This window comes from Vreelandella piezotolerans (assembly GCF_012427705.1).
Taxonomy (GTDB): Bacteria; Pseudomonadota; Gammaproteobacteria; order Pseudomonadales; family Halomonadaceae; genus Vreelandella; species Vreelandella piezotolerans.
This window is the reverse complement of the sequence record NZ_CP048602.1, coordinates 1468304-1483318: the sequence shown is the minus strand read 5'-3', so window position 1 is coordinate 1483318 and position 15015 is coordinate 1468304. Positions and strand designations below refer to the sequence as shown.

Annotated in this window: 16 protein-coding genes; 4 read left to right on the top strand and 12 right to left on the bottom strand. The window is 58.4% G+C overall.

Features of this window, described 5'->3' with window-relative positions; all coding sequences use genetic code 11:
• The first annotated feature begins 4 nt into the window (after window positions 1-4).
• Window positions 5-1084 (top strand): PA0069 family radical SAM protein, encoded by a 1080-nt coding sequence (locus GYM47_RS06830; protein WP_153843950.1) that lies wholly within the window; start codon window positions 5-7, stop codon window positions 1082-1084.
• A 38-nt stretch (window positions 1085-1122) separates the two neighbouring features.
• Window positions 1123-1416, top strand: coding sequence for a winged helix-turn-helix domain-containing protein (locus GYM47_RS06825; RefSeq protein ID WP_139528467.1), 294 nt, complete (start codon window positions 1123-1125; stop codon window positions 1414-1416).
• Here GYM47_RS06825 and GYM47_RS06820 read toward each other — a convergent pair.
• The 4 genes from GYM47_RS06820 to coxB are packed head-to-tail and all read right to left on the bottom strand — an operon-like array spanning window position 1337 to window position 7569.
• Window positions 1337-3643, bottom strand: a complete 2307-nt coding sequence (locus GYM47_RS06820) for a heavy metal translocating P-type ATPase (RefSeq protein WP_331250810.1) — start codon at window positions 3641-3643, stop codon at window positions 1337-1339. The genes GYM47_RS06825 and GYM47_RS06820 overlap by 80 nt on opposite strands.
• A complete protein-coding gene (locus GYM47_RS06815; protein WP_139528466.1) occupies window positions 3634-3978 on the bottom strand; it encodes a hypothetical protein in 345 nt (114 codons plus the stop codon). Before GYM47_RS06815 ends, GYM47_RS06820 begins: the two co-directional genes overlap by 10 nt.
• Window positions 3979-3982: 4 nt before the next feature.
• Window positions 3983-6508, bottom strand: a complete 2526-nt coding sequence (gene ctaD, locus GYM47_RS06810; protein WP_153843949.1) for a cytochrome c oxidase subunit I — start codon at window positions 6506-6508, stop codon at window positions 3983-3985.
• Window positions 6505-7569: a cytochrome c oxidase subunit II gene (gene coxB, locus GYM47_RS06805; RefSeq protein WP_153843948.1), complete on the bottom strand. Its 1065-nt coding sequence runs from the start codon at window positions 7567-7569 to the stop codon at window positions 6505-6507. The genes ctaD and coxB overlap by 4 nt, the downstream gene beginning before the upstream one ends.
• Window positions 7570-7637: 68 nt before the next feature.
• On the opposite strand from coxB, the gene GYM47_RS06800 reads away from it, so the two are divergent.
• Window positions 7638-8099 (top strand): DUF2231 domain-containing protein, encoded by a 462-nt coding sequence (locus GYM47_RS06800; protein ID WP_139528463.1) that lies wholly within the window; start codon window positions 7638-7640, stop codon window positions 8097-8099.
• Window positions 8100-8139: 40 nt separating this feature from the next.
• Here GYM47_RS06800 and GYM47_RS06795 read toward each other — a convergent pair whose 3' ends face one another.
• From GYM47_RS06795 to GYM47_RS06760, 8 genes are all read right to left on the bottom strand, one after another.
• The gene (locus GYM47_RS06795; protein WP_139528462.1) at window positions 8140-8565 is read right to left on the bottom strand and encodes a CopD family protein; all 426 of its coding nucleotides are present in this window, start codon (window positions 8563-8565) and stop codon (window positions 8140-8142) included.
• Between the two features lie 92 nt (window positions 8566-8657).
• Complete coding sequence (locus GYM47_RS06790) at window positions 8658-9521, bottom strand: DUF2797 domain-containing protein (RefSeq protein WP_422822495.1); 864 nt, start codon at window positions 9519-9521, stop codon at window positions 8658-8660.
• The gene (locus GYM47_RS06785; protein WP_153843947.1) at window positions 9505-9789 is read right to left on the bottom strand and encodes a YeaC family protein; all 285 of its coding nucleotides are present in this window, start codon (window positions 9787-9789) and stop codon (window positions 9505-9507) included. The genes GYM47_RS06790 and GYM47_RS06785 overlap by 17 nt, the downstream gene beginning before the upstream one ends.
• A 41-nt stretch (window positions 9790-9830) precedes the next feature.
• A complete protein-coding gene (locus GYM47_RS06780; RefSeq protein ID WP_153843946.1) occupies window positions 9831-10682 on the bottom strand; it encodes a rhomboid family intramembrane serine protease in 852 nt (283 codons plus the stop codon).
• A 198-nt stretch (window positions 10683-10880) separates the two neighbouring features.
• Window positions 10881-11867 (bottom strand): metallophosphoesterase, encoded by a 987-nt coding sequence (locus GYM47_RS06775; protein ID WP_153843945.1) that lies wholly within the window; start codon window positions 11865-11867, stop codon window positions 10881-10883.
• 1 nt (window position 11868) lies between these two features.
• The gene (locus GYM47_RS06770) at window positions 11869-12801 is read right to left on the bottom strand and encodes an NAD(+) kinase (protein ID WP_139528458.1); all 933 of its coding nucleotides are present in this window, start codon (window positions 12799-12801) and stop codon (window positions 11869-11871) included.
• Between the two features lie 110 nt (window positions 12802-12911).
• Window positions 12912-13781 (bottom strand): carboxylate/amino acid/amine transporter, encoded by an 870-nt coding sequence (locus tag GYM47_RS06765; protein WP_139528457.1) that lies wholly within the window; start codon window positions 13779-13781, stop codon window positions 12912-12914.
• An 85-nt stretch (window positions 13782-13866) separates the two neighbouring features.
• Complete coding sequence (locus GYM47_RS06760) at window positions 13867-14400, bottom strand: YqaE/Pmp3 family membrane protein (RefSeq protein WP_153843944.1); 534 nt, start codon at window positions 14398-14400, stop codon at window positions 13867-13869.
• Between the two features lie 142 nt (window positions 14401-14542).
• On the opposite strand from GYM47_RS06760, the gene GYM47_RS06755 reads away from it, so the two are divergent.
• Window positions 14543-14950, top strand: coding sequence for a CBS domain-containing protein (locus tag GYM47_RS06755; protein WP_153843943.1), 408 nt, complete (start codon window positions 14543-14545; stop codon window positions 14948-14950).
• Window positions 14951-15015 lie beyond the last annotated feature (65 nt).

Genomic DNA, 15015 nt, shown 5'->3' with positions numbered 1-15015 from the left:
GCAGATGACATCATTGGACCTCTCTCGCACTACCGTGCACAAAGGGCGCGGTGCTACCTACGACCCGCATAACCGTTTTGCCCCTACCCACAGCGTGGCGGAGGATGACGGCTGGTGGCAGGAAGAGGCCGCCAACTCGCTGGCAACGGAAGTGCGTGAAGAGCCCAGCAAAAGCGCGCTCTCTTGGAACCAGTCGCCCGACCTGCCCTTCGACCGCTCGCTCAACCCTTACCGTGGCTGTGAGCATGGCTGCGTGTACTGCTACGCCCGCCCTTCCCACGCTTATTGGGATTTATCGCCGGGGCTGGATTTCGAGACCAAGCTGATCGCCCGCAGCGGGTTGGTGGAGCATTTAAAAGAGGAGCTTTGCCACCCTCACTACGTTTGCCGTCCCATTAACCTTTCTGGCAATACCGACTGCTACCAGCCGCTGGAAGCCACTTACCAAACCACCCGCCGCCTGCTGGAGTTTCTACTGGCGTGCCGACACCCGGTCACGCTAGTGACGAAAAGCACGCTGATTTTGCGGGATATCGATCTACTGGCAGAAATGGCGGAGCATCGCTTGGTGCGGGTGTTCGTGAGTTTGACCAGCCTGGACGCTGACCTCAAGCGCACGCTGGAACCCCGTGCGGCATCGCCCCAGGCGCGTCTGAAAGTGATTCGTGAGCTGAATACAGCGGGAATTCCGGTGGGCACGCTGGTATCCCCCATCATTCCTGGCCTGACCGACCATGAGATCGAACGCATTCTGGAAGCCGCGAGCCGTGCAGGAGCGCGCACCGCCACTTGGATGCTGCTGAGGCTACCCCACGAGGTCGCGCCTCTATTCGAGGCGTGGCTAGAGGCCCACTACCCCGAGCGCGCCGCTAAGGTAATGAGTTTGATGCGCCAGTGTCGGGGCGGTAAAACCTACGAGGCGGCCTTTGGGAAGCGCTTTCGCGGCGAAGGGGTCTTCGCCGATTTGATTGCCCAGCGGTTTCAGCGTGCTAGCCGCCAGTGGAACATGCAGGCCCGCACCGATCAGGGGTTGAATACCCGTGATTTTCGTCCGCCCCGGGCGCAGGGGGATTTATTTGATTAGACTGCTGGAATACCCATCACTAAGAAGACGTTATTTCCATGTCGCTTAGCAAAACGAAATCCAGTTTTTACCGCCGCCTTTACGTGGCTCATTTGATCGAGCAAGGCGTGGCCAGCGTGCCCGCCCTGATGGAAGCCACCGGCATGCCCAGACGCACCGCACAGGACACCATTACATCGCTAGGGGAACTGGATATCGAGTGCGTGTTCGAAAAAAGCGACGGCGAACGCCACAACATTGGCCACTACACCATTAAACAGTGGGGAGCGATTGACCCGCAGTGGGTGACGTCGAATGCGGAGCGTTTGGGTCAGGCGCTGGGATATCGCTAGTCTTGCTAGGCTCTGACCATGCAAGTCGCGCTGCATTTAACGTCACGCTGAACGAGCTTGCCGCCATCGCCAGCACGGCGGCTAAGGGCGGAACCGCCATGATGATCACCAGCCCCAGCGCCAGCGTGTTATAGAGTGCCGAAAATACTAGGTTCTGCATCATGACTCGGCGTGTGCGCTTAGCCAACGAGAGTAAACACACTACACCACTCACTCCTGGCCGAAGCAGCTGCGCGGCGGCACCTTCACGGGCGGCGTCGCTGGCTTGCATGGGGACGACGCCTACCCCGGCTTCGGCAAGGCTCAAGGTATCGTTCACCCCGTCGCCCACATAGAGCGTGGGCGATGGCAGCGCTTTGAGCAGTGCCGCTTTGGCTTCCGGCGAGCGCTGGGCGTAGCACGCATTGTTTGCTAACCCTACCTGCTGGCCAAGCCAGCCCACCGGGCCCTGGCGGTCGCCGCTGATCAGCGCCACGATGTACCCTGAGCGCTTTAATTCGGCAAGGCTCGCTGTCGCATCGCTCACCGGCTGGTCGGCACAGTAGAGCGTGGCGAGCCAACCATGGCTATCCGCCACGACTACCTGCGATGCAAAGGCGTTGTCAGGTTGATGAGCGCTATCTGGCAAGGGCGCGCCAAGCTGCTGCTCTATCCATACGGCGCTACCTAACCACCACTGCTCTGCGTTTTGAAACGTGACTTGCTGACCTTTGCCGGGATGCTCCTCAATATGCTGTACGTTATGAAGCACGTTGGACGGCGCCGCTGTTTCAACCGTGCTGGCCCAATCCCGCAAACCGCTGGCTAAAGGGTGCTCGCTTTGACTGACGGCGCTGCTTAGCATCGCCCGAAACTGGGTGAGGTCTTCGCTTTGGCGCAGCGCGGCATTCACTACCTGATGCTGCCCACGGGTGAGCGTGCCTGTTTTATCGAAGGCAATGCCGCGTACGTTGGCCAGCGTTTCAAAAGCAGAAGGGTCGCGAAGCGCAATGCCCTGTTGTAACGCCTGGCTGGTACCGGCGAGGCTTGCCAGCGGCACCGCCAGCCCCACCGCGCAGGGGCACGCCACTACTAAAACAGACAGCGCACGCACGGCTGCGTCTTCCAAACCAAGGCCCATCAGCAGCCCGAGCGGAAGTGTCAGCACCGCCAGCAGCAGCGCCACGGGGCTTAGCCATGAGGCAAAGCGGTCGGCCAGCTTGTGCAATTCGCCCTTTTTTGCCTGGGCGCGGCGCATTTGCTCGCACAGTTTATCCATCCGCCGCTGGCCGACGGTAGCAGTCACAATCACCTTCAAAGGCGCAGCGTTTAGCCTCGCCGCATAGCGGCAGCCCGCATAGACGCGCTGCCCGGCATGCAGATAACGGGGCACGCTTTCCCCGGTTAGCGTGGCGGTATCCAGCCAGCCGGGCGTGTCCAGCAGGCCATCCAAGGGCACCTGCTCACCAGGGGGCACTTCAATCACGGCTCCTATAGCGACTTCCCCAACGGGCTGCGTGTCGCGCTGCCCGCCTTGGCAAACTACGACATCAGCCTCCGGCAGCCTTAGTGCATCAAAGGCTTTGAGCCCCCGCTGCCTGCACAGGGTTTCGACCAGCCGGCCCACCAGAAGTAGCACGATGAGCATCACTGCGGTATCGAAATAGACCTCGGAAGAGCCGCGTAGGAGCAGCCCTACCGAGACCACCATGGCACCAAGCACCCCCAGGCTTACCAATACATCCATGCCGGGGCGCTGGGCCAATAGCGTGCGCCACCCCGCTCGATAAAACGGCAGACCGGAATAGAGCACTACTGGCAGCGAGAAGGCACCGGCCACCCACGCGACGACCAGCTCTATGGCGGCATTAGGCAGCGCGCCCGCATAAATCAATAGCGACGCTAGCATGGTCCACATGCCCAATACCGCGCCCACGATAAGTCGCAACGATAAATAGCGGCTCTCTTTGGCAAGGCGCTGTTGAGCATCGTGCACAGGCTCCAACTCGCTTAGCCGATAGCCTAGCCGCGTCACCACGGGAGCTAACGCCGCCAACTGCGTTGAAGCGGGAGTGCCGTTTACCCATACCGTTGCGGTCGGATAATGAACGCTGGCCTGCACGACGCCTGGAAGGCGAGCTAATGCGCCCTCCACCGCCAGCGCACAGCTGGTGCACCACATACCGTGAAGCGTATAGAGCGGCGCCTCTTGCTTGGTAGCAACGTGTTCGGCCTCGGTTACAGGCAAGGCGGCACACCTATGATCGGCAGCCCCGCAAACGCCACCCCAAAGGCCGAGAACAGGTAGAGCCAACCGGATACCACCGCGTGGAAGCGCTGTCGCCCCTGGTGCTGTTTGGCCGTGCGACAGCTCCCCCAGCCCAAGAGCACAAGCCCGGCGGCACAGATTAGGGTAAAACCGCCCAAACCTACGTTGAGGAGCGTTAGCGCTCCCGCCTCGGGCGGAGGGGGGGTGACCGCGCACGCCACGGAAAGGCCGCTATACACGGCCACGAACCAAACGCTCCAAAGCGTTAGCCCCACCGCCAAATGGATAGGATGAGTAAAGTTGAGTCGTTCCATCGCCCTACCCTCCTAACACGCGGGGCAGCACCGCTAGCGCCGCTATTAATAGACCAAAGGTGACCACGTTATAGCGCCACAACAGTGTTACGACGCCAGGCTCAAAAGGCGCATGAGCGCCTACATAGCCATAGCCCACTCGCAGCCCTTGTAGCACGGTCAAGATGACGGCTAAACCGCCGTGGAACAGCGCATAGACAAGGCCGACCAGCATCACTGCGTCATGGGAGGTTTGCGTAGGAGCAAGCTCAGCTTGCCAAAGCGCCCAGCCCGTTAGTCCCACCTGAAGTCCGCCTAACGCAGCGGCTAGATAGAAGCCTGCGCCTAGACCAGCATCACGCTGCTGGCGCAGCCCACGCACGAGTTTTTCCATCACTGCGCTGCCGACTAAAACCGCCACGCCAGCCACCCCCATCAATAAAAGTGAGAGCGGCGGCGTCTCAGGCATGCGCCACTCGGGCGAAACGGTCCAGAGATAAAACCAACCAAACAGATAAGAGAGAAAGAACGAGCCATTGGCAATCAGGAAAATCCCCATCGCCCAGAGGCCGGGGCCATCCATGGTGCGCGAGTGAAGCGGTGGGTCGCCGGGTTTGACGCCTGCATCCGGTGCCGCCTTGGGGTGGGCACCGTTCTCCCAAGACCAGCGCAGCAAAAAGATACCGGCAATGATCACGAATACACCTGCCAGTAGGTACACACGGGTGAGAAGACTAAGGCATACCACCGCCAGGGCCGACGCGGCAAACAGCGGCCACCAGGAGTTGCCAGGCAGATGAATGATTTCCCGCACGCTGCCGGAAATCGGATCGGTGCCCCACATCTCCCGCCTGCCGTGTGAAGCAACCGCCAGCGAGTGCTTACCTTCGGCCATGGTATGCGGTAGGTTGGGGTCCTCCCACAGCGGGTGTCGGGTTTCCACGCGGGGTAGACTGACGAAATTATAAGCGCTGGGCGGCATGGTATTCGCCCACTCCAGCGTGTCGGCATTCCAGGGATTATGCTGAGCGGGCTTACCAAACCGGAAGTGTAGCGCGATATCCAGAAGCACCATGGCAATCCCCGCTGAAAGCACGAAACTACTCACCGACGAGAGCAAATTGAAAATTTCCCACCCAGTCCCCGCTTCATAGGTGTAAATCCGTCGGGGCATACCGAGCAGCCCGGTCCAGTGCATGATCAAAAACGTGCCATTAAAGCCTAGGAAGGTCAGCCAGAAGCCCCAACGCCCCAGGTTCTCGGAAGGCATTCGCCCGGAGAAGAGCGGCAACCAGTAGTACAGCCCAGCAATCAGCGGGAAGAACATGCCGCCTACCAGCACGTAGTGCATATGGGCCACCACGAAGTGAGTGTCGTGCACCTGCCAATTGAACGGCACCAGCGCCAGCATGACACCGGTAAGCCCACCACACACGAAGATGACCAAAAAGCCCATCACCCATAGCATGGGCAGCTTCATTTTGGGTTTGCCGAGCCAGAGCGTAGCCAACCAGACAAAGACTTGAATCGCCGTGGGCACGGCCACTAGCATGCTGGCCGCCGAGAAAAACGCCTGGGCCAGTTGAGGTATGCCGATGGTGAACATGTGGTGAACCCACAGCCCAAAACTGATAAAGCCCATGATGGTAATTGCCGCCACTACCCAGCCGTACCCCACGATGGGCCGCCCGGCAAACACGGGAATCAGCGTCGAAATGATCCCGGCAGCAGGCAGAAAGATGATGTACACCTCTGGGTGGCCAAACAGCCAGAAAAGATGCTGCCATAACACTGGATCGCCGCCGCCCGCAATTTGGAAGAACGGCATGCCGACCGCGCGCTCGAGTTCTAACAACACGCTGCCCAAGATCAGCGGTGGGAAGCCCACCACGATCATTAGCGCCATGGCGAGGATGTACCACGCAAACAGCGGCATCTTATGCAGTGCCATGCCCTGGGTGCGGGTGCGTAAGATAGAGACGACCAGTTCCACCCCCGCCGAGAGCGCCGAGATCTCCACGAAGGTAATGCCTAGCAGCCAGAAGTCAGACCCCAGATCCGGTGCAAACTCCTTACTGCTCAGCGGCGTGTACATGAACCAGCCGCTGGACGGTGCCATCTCGATGATCAAACTCGACGTCAGAATGATCCCGCCAAACAGATAGCAGAAGTAACCCAGCGAAGTAAGGCGTGGGCATACGAGATCCCGGGCACCGATCATTTTCGGAATCAGATAAATCGCCAGCCCCTCCAGCATGGGGATCGCAAACAGGAACATCATCACCGTGCCATGCATGGTGGTCACCTGGTTGTAGATCTCCGGTGACATGAAGTTTTGGTCAGGCATCGCCAGCTGGGTGCGCACTAGCATGGCGAGAATGCCGCCAATCAGGAAAAATACCATTCCTGTAATCATAAAACGCAGGCCAAGCGTCGTATGGTTCACGATGGTGAGCGACTTCAAACCCTTTGGGTTGCCCCAAATATCGTGCAGGTCTTCGTGTAACTGCTGCGGTTCCTGCTCTATTGCTTCTTGATTCACGCTTTTCATGGGGTCAAGGTCTCCAGCCAAGCACCCAGGGCATCCAAGGTGTCCGTGTCGATGTCGTTATGGGTAGGCATTTTGTTACCTGGCTTCAACGCTTGGTGGCGTTGCAGCCACTGGCTCACCGCGCCCTCTTCCATAGCCATTGCGCCCGCGCCGAGCGTTGTTCGGCTTCCCACATCCGAGAGGTTTGGCCCGACACCGCCTTCACTAACGCCCGCCACGCGATGGCAACTCGCGCAGTGGGTCATAAAGGCGTCTCTAGCATCGTCATGAGTTGAATCTTGCGTTGCCACTTCGCTTAGCGTGGCTTCCTGCCGAGCCGCCAGCCAAGCCTCGAAGTCGTCACGGGGTACGGCTTCGACGTATAAATGCATATGCGCATGGCCCACTCCACAGAGCTCGGCACACTGGGCACCAAACACGGCGGGCTCATCGGCTTCCAGGCGAATTTTATTCACTCTTCCCGGCAGCATGTCGATTTTGCCGCCCAGGCGCGGCACCCAAAATGCATGTATCACATCCGCGCCGCTTACATGAAAATCCACAGGCTCTCCGGCGGGCATGACGAGCTGGTTAGCAGTGATTACCTCGCCCCCTTCGGCACCGGGATAGCGCACCTCCCACCACCACTGATGGCCAATGACTTCGATCACTTCAGGCGGTTCATCGAGCGGCAGCGGCAGCATGCGCTGCCCAGCGGGCACGCCAAACGTCAGCAGCGCCGTAATGCTGGCAATGGGCAAGACGAGGCCACCCCCAATGATCCAACGCCGCGCGATACGGCGCTCTTGGGCGGGTGTGCGCTCGACGTTATGCGGTTTGAAAGCATATAGCCAAACCACGGTGACCCCGACCAATACAACGGTGGCAAACACCAGCATCACCCACCAAATTAACCGAACGTCTCTTGCGGCAGGCCCTGCAGGGTCTAAGATAGAGCTGTCGCCGCTGCAACCCGCAACGCCGAACAGCAAGCCAAGCCCGAGCCAACAGGCCGCTTGACGGGTTCGCGGCGCGGCGCGATACGACATGCTGGTGGACGTGGCGCTATTGCGTTCCCTCATGAGCGTTTTCCCTGACATGCAGTTGATCTATCAAACTGTTTTGATTTGTCTAACCACAGGAAGTGATCATGACACAGACGCCCCAACGCTCGATCAAAAGCCGCGCATCGCTGGCGGGCCATCCGCTTCATCCAGTGATGATTCACTTCCCAGTGGCGGCGCTGATGGCGTTGGTTGCCTGCGACTTGGCCTACTGGTACACCCAGGATACGTTCTGGCTGCGCGGCGGGCTTTGGCTGGCGGGCGTTGGCGCGTTTGGCGGCTGGGTTGCCTCGGTCGCGGGCATCATCGACTTGGTCACCGTCGCTCGCATCCGCCGACTGATTACCGGTTGGAGTCATGCCATCGTGGCCGTGGTGATGCTCTCTTTGGCATCCCTGAACTGGCTGCTGCGCTTCAACGAACCCAGCGCGGTGCTGCCCTGGGGCTTGGCGATATCGCTGGTCACGGCAAGCCTGATTGCACTGGCGGGATGGCTGGGCGGCCAACTGGTGTATGAACACGCGGTAGGCGTGGAAGTAGAATCGTAGCCGCTCGAAGCCAGCCATCATCTCTGGGGTTGCCATTGAGTTAGCTCCATTCCAGCGGTTTTGAGAGCACAAACCCAAGGACGCCAAAGATACCCAACACCGCCAGCAACAGCGCGCAAAGACTGGCCATCTTGACGCCCTTGAAAATGCCCATTTCCAAACGCAAGATGAGCCAGCCAAAGCAACCATGGGCGACCACCATCACCACCACGGCGCCCAGCTTGAGAATCAACCAGCCGCCCAGCAAGCCGTGTAAAAGAAACAACAGCGTGCCAGAGGCGATGGCAGCGAGCGCAGCAGGCGTGGCAATGGAATTATAAAAAAACCGCGGCATAGGCGGCGTGCCTTGGGCAAACCCAGCATCTTTACGCAGCTGAAGCGCTTGTAATAACAGCGCGGGCAGATAGAGAAGTGAGCCGCACCAAATAACCAGCGCGGCAATATGCAGCAGTTTTAGCCATGGCATCGGGGCTTCCTTGCGTAACGAGGGCAGTGTCTGTAGTGACTTACTAACCCTAGTCAACCGATGCCACTCTGGCTAGGCAAAATGCCTAATTTTCAGCCGACCGAAATTTCGTAACCCGTGAATTTACGTAGATTAATCACTCCCGTATCAAGCATGAGGTACTGCCCTTTGATGCCCTGGAGTATGCCTTCGACCAGGGACCGTTTATCAAAGTTATGCGATACGACTTTGCGCGGAAACGTCGCAACGGGATACGCAAACTGCAAAGGCGCTTCATCTAAGGTACGGATGGCGTCCTCGCCGTGTACACGGCGTAGCTGGTCCAACCCATCACCCAGGGTGCCCAGCAAGCGGTCGCGTTCGGCGCGGAGATCGAGTGGTTCGACCTCACCTTTGAGCATCGCACGCCAGTTGGTGCGGTCGGCCACCTGCTCTTTGAACAGCATTTCGACAAACCCGGACTGCTGGCGGGTATTCACTTCGAGAATCGGCAGCGCCTGAATAGCGCCTTGATCCAACCAGCGGGTGGGCATTTGCGTTTTGCGGGTAATTCCCACCTTCAGTCCAGACGAGTTGGCAAGATAGACGATATGAGGCTGAAAACAGTGCGCCTCGCCCCACTCCGGCTCACGGCAGGTGCCTTGGTAATAGTGGCAGGTCTCTGGCTTCATGATGCAGGTATCGCACTGCGCCAGTCGCTTGAAACAAGGGTAGCAGAAGCCTTGGGCAAAACTTTTCTTAGTTGCTCGCCCACAGTGAGTGCAGGCAATGGCACCGCTCCAAGAGAGGCGCAGCGGCGTACCAATACGCTCGTTCAACGCCACCCGATGCTCACCTGCGCGCAGGTGGTAAACCACCGGTTCGTCTTGGCGGCTAGGCAGCGCCGCCGCCATTTTCTGCAGACATCCTTTAACCGGAGAAATATCTGGAATCAACAGATCAGTCACGCGTGGCATCCCGGCCCAGGCCCGCCATTTCGGGACTCACACCGGCACCCGTCGCACCTGCACCGCAGGTGCGCCGTTCCAAGTACCCTACGCGGCTCTCTTCCGGGACGTTGTTTTCGACTTCGTAACGCATGACGGCTTCCAGACACAGCTCGGTTTGCTCGGCCGTCAGGCGGCGCCCATCGGGCCATTTACGTAGCGAGACTGCCTGTTTCAGGCTTTCATAAATCGCTGGCGTCATTTGGTTGATCATTTTATCGAAGGTCATATCGCTCACGGTCAGCACCTCACGTCTTGGCTGCGTTCAAATTGGTGGCATCAAGCTTTGCGTCGTTGAGTAGAATAATACCAGCCTGAGGCGAGCCCCACGAGCAGACCGCCCAGGTGGGCTTCGTTGGCCACGTTGCCAAAGCCGACGGTACTGGCGATATCGGTCATGGTGAACACCATCCAACCCAGCATGAAAACCACCAGCATTTGCGGCACGAAAAAGCCACTGTTCGGGGCACGGCGGGACATGAGCCACACATGGCCCAATAGCGCATAGACCACGCCGGACATACCGCCAAACAGCACCGTTCCGGTCACGTATTGCGCCAAGTTGGCGCCGATACCGGCGACGAGAAGCAGGAGCAGCATCGTTTTACTGCCTTGCAGCAGCTCGATTTGCCGTCCGAAGTACCACACCCACATCAGGTTGAATATCAGGTGCATCCAACCAAAATGCAGGAATGCGGGGGAGAGCAGACGCCATACCTGCCCTCCCAGCACGGTATCCGCTAACGAACCGTACACCAACTGGCCACCGGAAATACCCACTGGCACGATGGTCAGGGCCACCACCAGTAGATCGCCCAGCACGCCACTCAAGGCGAATATCAGCAGGCTAACGCCGATCATGAGTGCCGTGATGGGTACTTGGCGCAGAACAACCGCCCAATGTTGGGTACTGCGGGGTCGACGGGGACGCTCCTGCTCCCGAATGAGCGGTTCGCCGCGCTCCCATCGCTCGACCACGGCCCGCAGCTCGTCATGCTGGCGAGGGTCGGCGACCCACAATAGCTGGCCCTCCGCTTCGTCGGTGATGCGATGACCAATGCGGTAGTGCCACAACGCTTTGCGCAGTGCTTGTGTATCTGCGCCCGGGGGTAAGAGCATGACGGGATGCATGGCATCTCCCTAGTATCCAAGTGGTCGTGCAGCTTGCGGCCCGTTGCCAACGGAGAAGCAAAAAAATCCGGCGGAGGGGGCCGCCGGATAAAAGCAAGGGATCATTCAAGGGAACACTTACTCTGATATCCGGCAAGAGGGTTAGTTCAGCCGTTTTGCAAAAATTATGTAACCTTATGTAACCATTCTGCTTGATACTCAATCAAAATCGATTTCCCAAGGCTTGGGCAGCGCCCGCTCCTCTCTAGGCACTTGAATCCAAACGAAATGGTCAGCATTCAACTGCGTTTCACCGCTCCAACGATACGCCACTAACCGGCCAAACTTGACGGCGCTATAATCCAAACAAGCGATATTGGAAGCAGGCAGTGCAGGAATACCCTCACACCAGTAATGACCGATGAAGAGCGGCGGCTGATCGGGGCCGTAATAACTAAGCCGCTGTCGTTCGCTTTCGCTGAGTGGCTGCGTCTCTAAATCACCGGGAAGGTTATCAGGCTGAAACACCACATCGCCCCACTGCTGTGGATTGGCTGACCAAAAATGCGCTCGAAAAGTTTGCCGGGTAAAGCCATCGCCTGAATGGATCGCCACCCCTTTCGGTAACCGTATATGGGGACCGCGGGTGAGTCGATCAAGGATGCGATATGCCTGAGAGGACGGGTCAGTGGACTCCACCAAAAACTGGCTATCCATACGCGCTGTAGGCGCGCGCTGCTTGAGCTCATGGATCAGCGCGTCGTCCCAGCAGGCGTGCACGACACGGATTCCATCCAATTCTAAAAAGAGCGGAATGGTTTTGAACCACGCCAGCGTATCCTCCCACTCGTTGGTGTGATCACGGTACTGATTCAGCGTATCTTGAATGATGCGGTTGTGGCGTGGCGTATGCTCGCGAAGCCAACGCTTGCCGCTCCCGGCAGGCGCTGGGTGGGTATAGGCCAACGCGTTGTACTCGTGATTGCCCATCACGATGTGCGCCTCGCCCGCCTCTACCATGCGTCGTGCAATCGTGACGGCGAGCCGGATGCGCGGTCCGCGATCGATGAGATCGCCTAAAAAGATCACTTTGCGCCGAGGATGGCGGTAGACACCGCTACGCTGGTGATACCCCAACCTCTCGAGCAGCGCTGCTAGCGTTGCGCCGCAGCCATGGACATCGCCGATTAAATCATAGCCCTCCATATCAATCCCCTAGCCGATGGCTCCAGCCGAGTTTACTGCGCAGCACATCGTAAAAATTGTGCCCAATAGGGTGCACTAACTGAACGCGCTCTGGCTTACGGGTAATGACCAGCACATCGTCAGGTTTGGCCACCGCACGTGTTTGGCCATCGCAGCTAATATGCGGGTAGGTCTGGTTGGTTTCGCCGATGTGAATACGTATTTCGCTGGCCGCATCGATCACGATGGGACGACTGGAGAGGGTATGTGGAAACATGGGCACCAGCGTCACCACATCCAATTTTGGGTGCATGATAGGCCCGCCGCCTGACAGTGCATAAGCAGTTGAGCCGGTCGGCGTGGCGACAATTAGCCCATCGCTACGCTGGCTATAAACGAACTGTCCATCGATGAACAGCTCGAACTCGATCATGCGCACCGCTTTGCCAGGGTGTACGACGACCTCGTTCAAGGCGTCACCGTTGCCTACCGCTACTCCGTTGCGGTAGAGCACTGCATCCAGCAAAAAACGCTCTTCGACTTCGAATGCGCCTGCCAATACCTCGCCGACCCGGTTTTCGAGCTCATCCGGTGAGATGTCGGTGAGAAAACCCAACCGCCCACGATTGACCCCCAGGATCAGCGTCCCGCTGCGGCATAGGGTTCGTGCGGCACCGAGAAGGCTACCATCCCCACCCACGACGATCACCAGGTCACATAATTCCCCCAGCATTCGACGGCTCGCTTCAGGTACGCCGTGATGGGACAGCGCCGTAGCGGTACGGTCTTCGATGAGTACTTTATAGTCATGCTCGGTCAAGTAGCGGACCAAGCGTTGAAGGGAGTCAACGACTTTGTCGCTGCCGAGACGGCCAATCAATCCAATCGTCTTGAACGGCGTCGCTGGATGACGAGGGCTACCAGAGGGGGAGCCTTGCGATGGGGTGGTGGACATGGGCAACTCTCGCTAGCATCAGCCCACATTATGGAGAGGAAGACAGTCACGAGCAAATTACCCGGCGCGATGGCGGCTTGCACGGCGCCGGGAAAAATCAGCGATTTAGCTTAGCTCGCCGCCCACTGGCGGCGCTGCAGCCACCAGTGGTTCAGCCATAGCGAAGCGCCCATGATGGCAGCCCCCAGCAGTAACTTGCCAAGATCGGCATCGCGGTTCCAGATGACGAGATTGACGACCAGACCTGCAGGCACAAGCGCGTTGTTCATGATGGCCAGCGTACCCGCATCCACCTTAGTGGCACCCTGGTTCCAAGCGAAATATCCCACCCCCGACGCGACGAGGCCCAGCCACGCCAGAACGCCCCACTGAAGTGACGTCGAGGGTAGCGCCGCACCGTTGCCGAACAGCAAAAACGCAGGCAACGCCACCAGCATGGCGCCAATGAAGAACCAGCCAAACACGTTGTGCCACGCCAATGTCGGCGGAAGATCGGCTGCAAGACGACGGTAGCCGACTTGGCCAATGGCAAAACATAGGTTCGCGCCCTGCACGACCAAAAAACCTAACCAGAAACCGCTATCAACGCCATCGTAGCGAATGACCCCAGCCCCGATCACCGCGAGCACGGCGGTGACGAGATAGATGGGTGTAAAGCGCTTGAACATCAAATCGTCCAGCAGCGCGATGTAAACCGGCGTAAAAATAGTGAACAAGAGCACTTCTGGCACGGAGAGCAGTAAAAACGAGTGATAAAAGAAGGCATACATCACACCGAGCTGAATCGCGCCCAGTGCCATCAACGCCAGCCGCTGCTTACCGCGCAGCAGGCTTGGTCGTAAAAAAGGCAGAAATACCAGCATGGCCAACGTCACGCGCACCAGCACGGCAAAGTAGCTATCTACCTGACCAGCGAGGTAGACCCCAATCAACGAGAACGAAAACGCCCACAACGCCGTAACGCCTACTAGGTAGCCCATCAGTAAACCCCAAAGAAGAAGATAGTTGACGACAATTATACGTCATTCACCTCTCCTGCCAATGCACCAAGAGCGCAAAGCGGATTTATCGTTTACTCAACCAGACCAACGCGTAGATGACGCCTGGTATCCAACCCGCCAACGTCAGTAGCACACTAATGATCACGCGCCGCGCACCTCCGTCGGTCAGCCCGAGGGCCAAGGGTGGTAGCAGTACGGCCAGTGCTCTATAGGCCCACTCGAGCGCTGCCGGCTCGTCAGGCGTTGCTCGGCTATGGACAGCAGGGGCTGGCTGCGAGCTGGCGGTGGCCTTTTCGACCATTGGCGGAGGCGTAAAGTGCTCGACGGCAGCATTGGCCTGCTCAGAGGCCGCTTTCTCACGAGCGAGCGCCTTACGATGTGCCTCTTTGTCTATCTTTTGCTCTAGGGTGTCGGCACCTTCGGCAAGATCGTCATGGAAACGCTCCCAATCCTCCCAATCATGCGGAGTGCCTGATTTGGGGCGCTGCTGACCCGAACCTCGGGCACGCTCCCAGGCTTTCTCTTCCAGCGTATTGGGCTTGTCAGGATCTCGGTCCAAGCCCACGCCTTTGCGATTCAGGTATTCACGAGCGTCCATCACGACTCCTCACAGCATTCGAGGCTGATTTGAAAAAGCAAAGCGTTGAATAGAGACAGTATGGGGGCAGCGCAGAGTGAGTTAAATCACCTACAGTAAGAGAATCGGCCGCGGCCTGTCGATCACGATGAGGAGTGCTCTCATGAACAAAAAAATTCCGGATACCGTTAGAGACATCATGTCTCGTGACTGCTACCGCGTCTCAGGAGAGACATCCATCACGACGCTTGCCCAAGGGCTTGCGTTACATCGCCTGCCGGGGGCACCGGTCGTCGATATGTCGGACCGTTTGATCGGCTTCATCTCCGAACAAGATGTCTTGGGCCGCGTACTCGACAGCATTTACCATGACCACGAAGCCCCTCTGGTGAGAGAGCTGATGCGTCAAGACGTGCTGACCACCACCCCCAACAAAAGCGTGACCGACCTCGCGCAAGAGATGCTCGGCGCCAAACCGAAGATTTACCCCGTCGTCGAGCAGCATCGCTTGGTAGGGATCGTCACACGTCGCGACGTTCTCATGGCCTTACTCACGATTCGTCGTCATTGAGTGCGACAACACCAAAGCGTTAGAGTCAGCCCAACGTACCTACAAAAAAAACCGCTGCTTGGGAT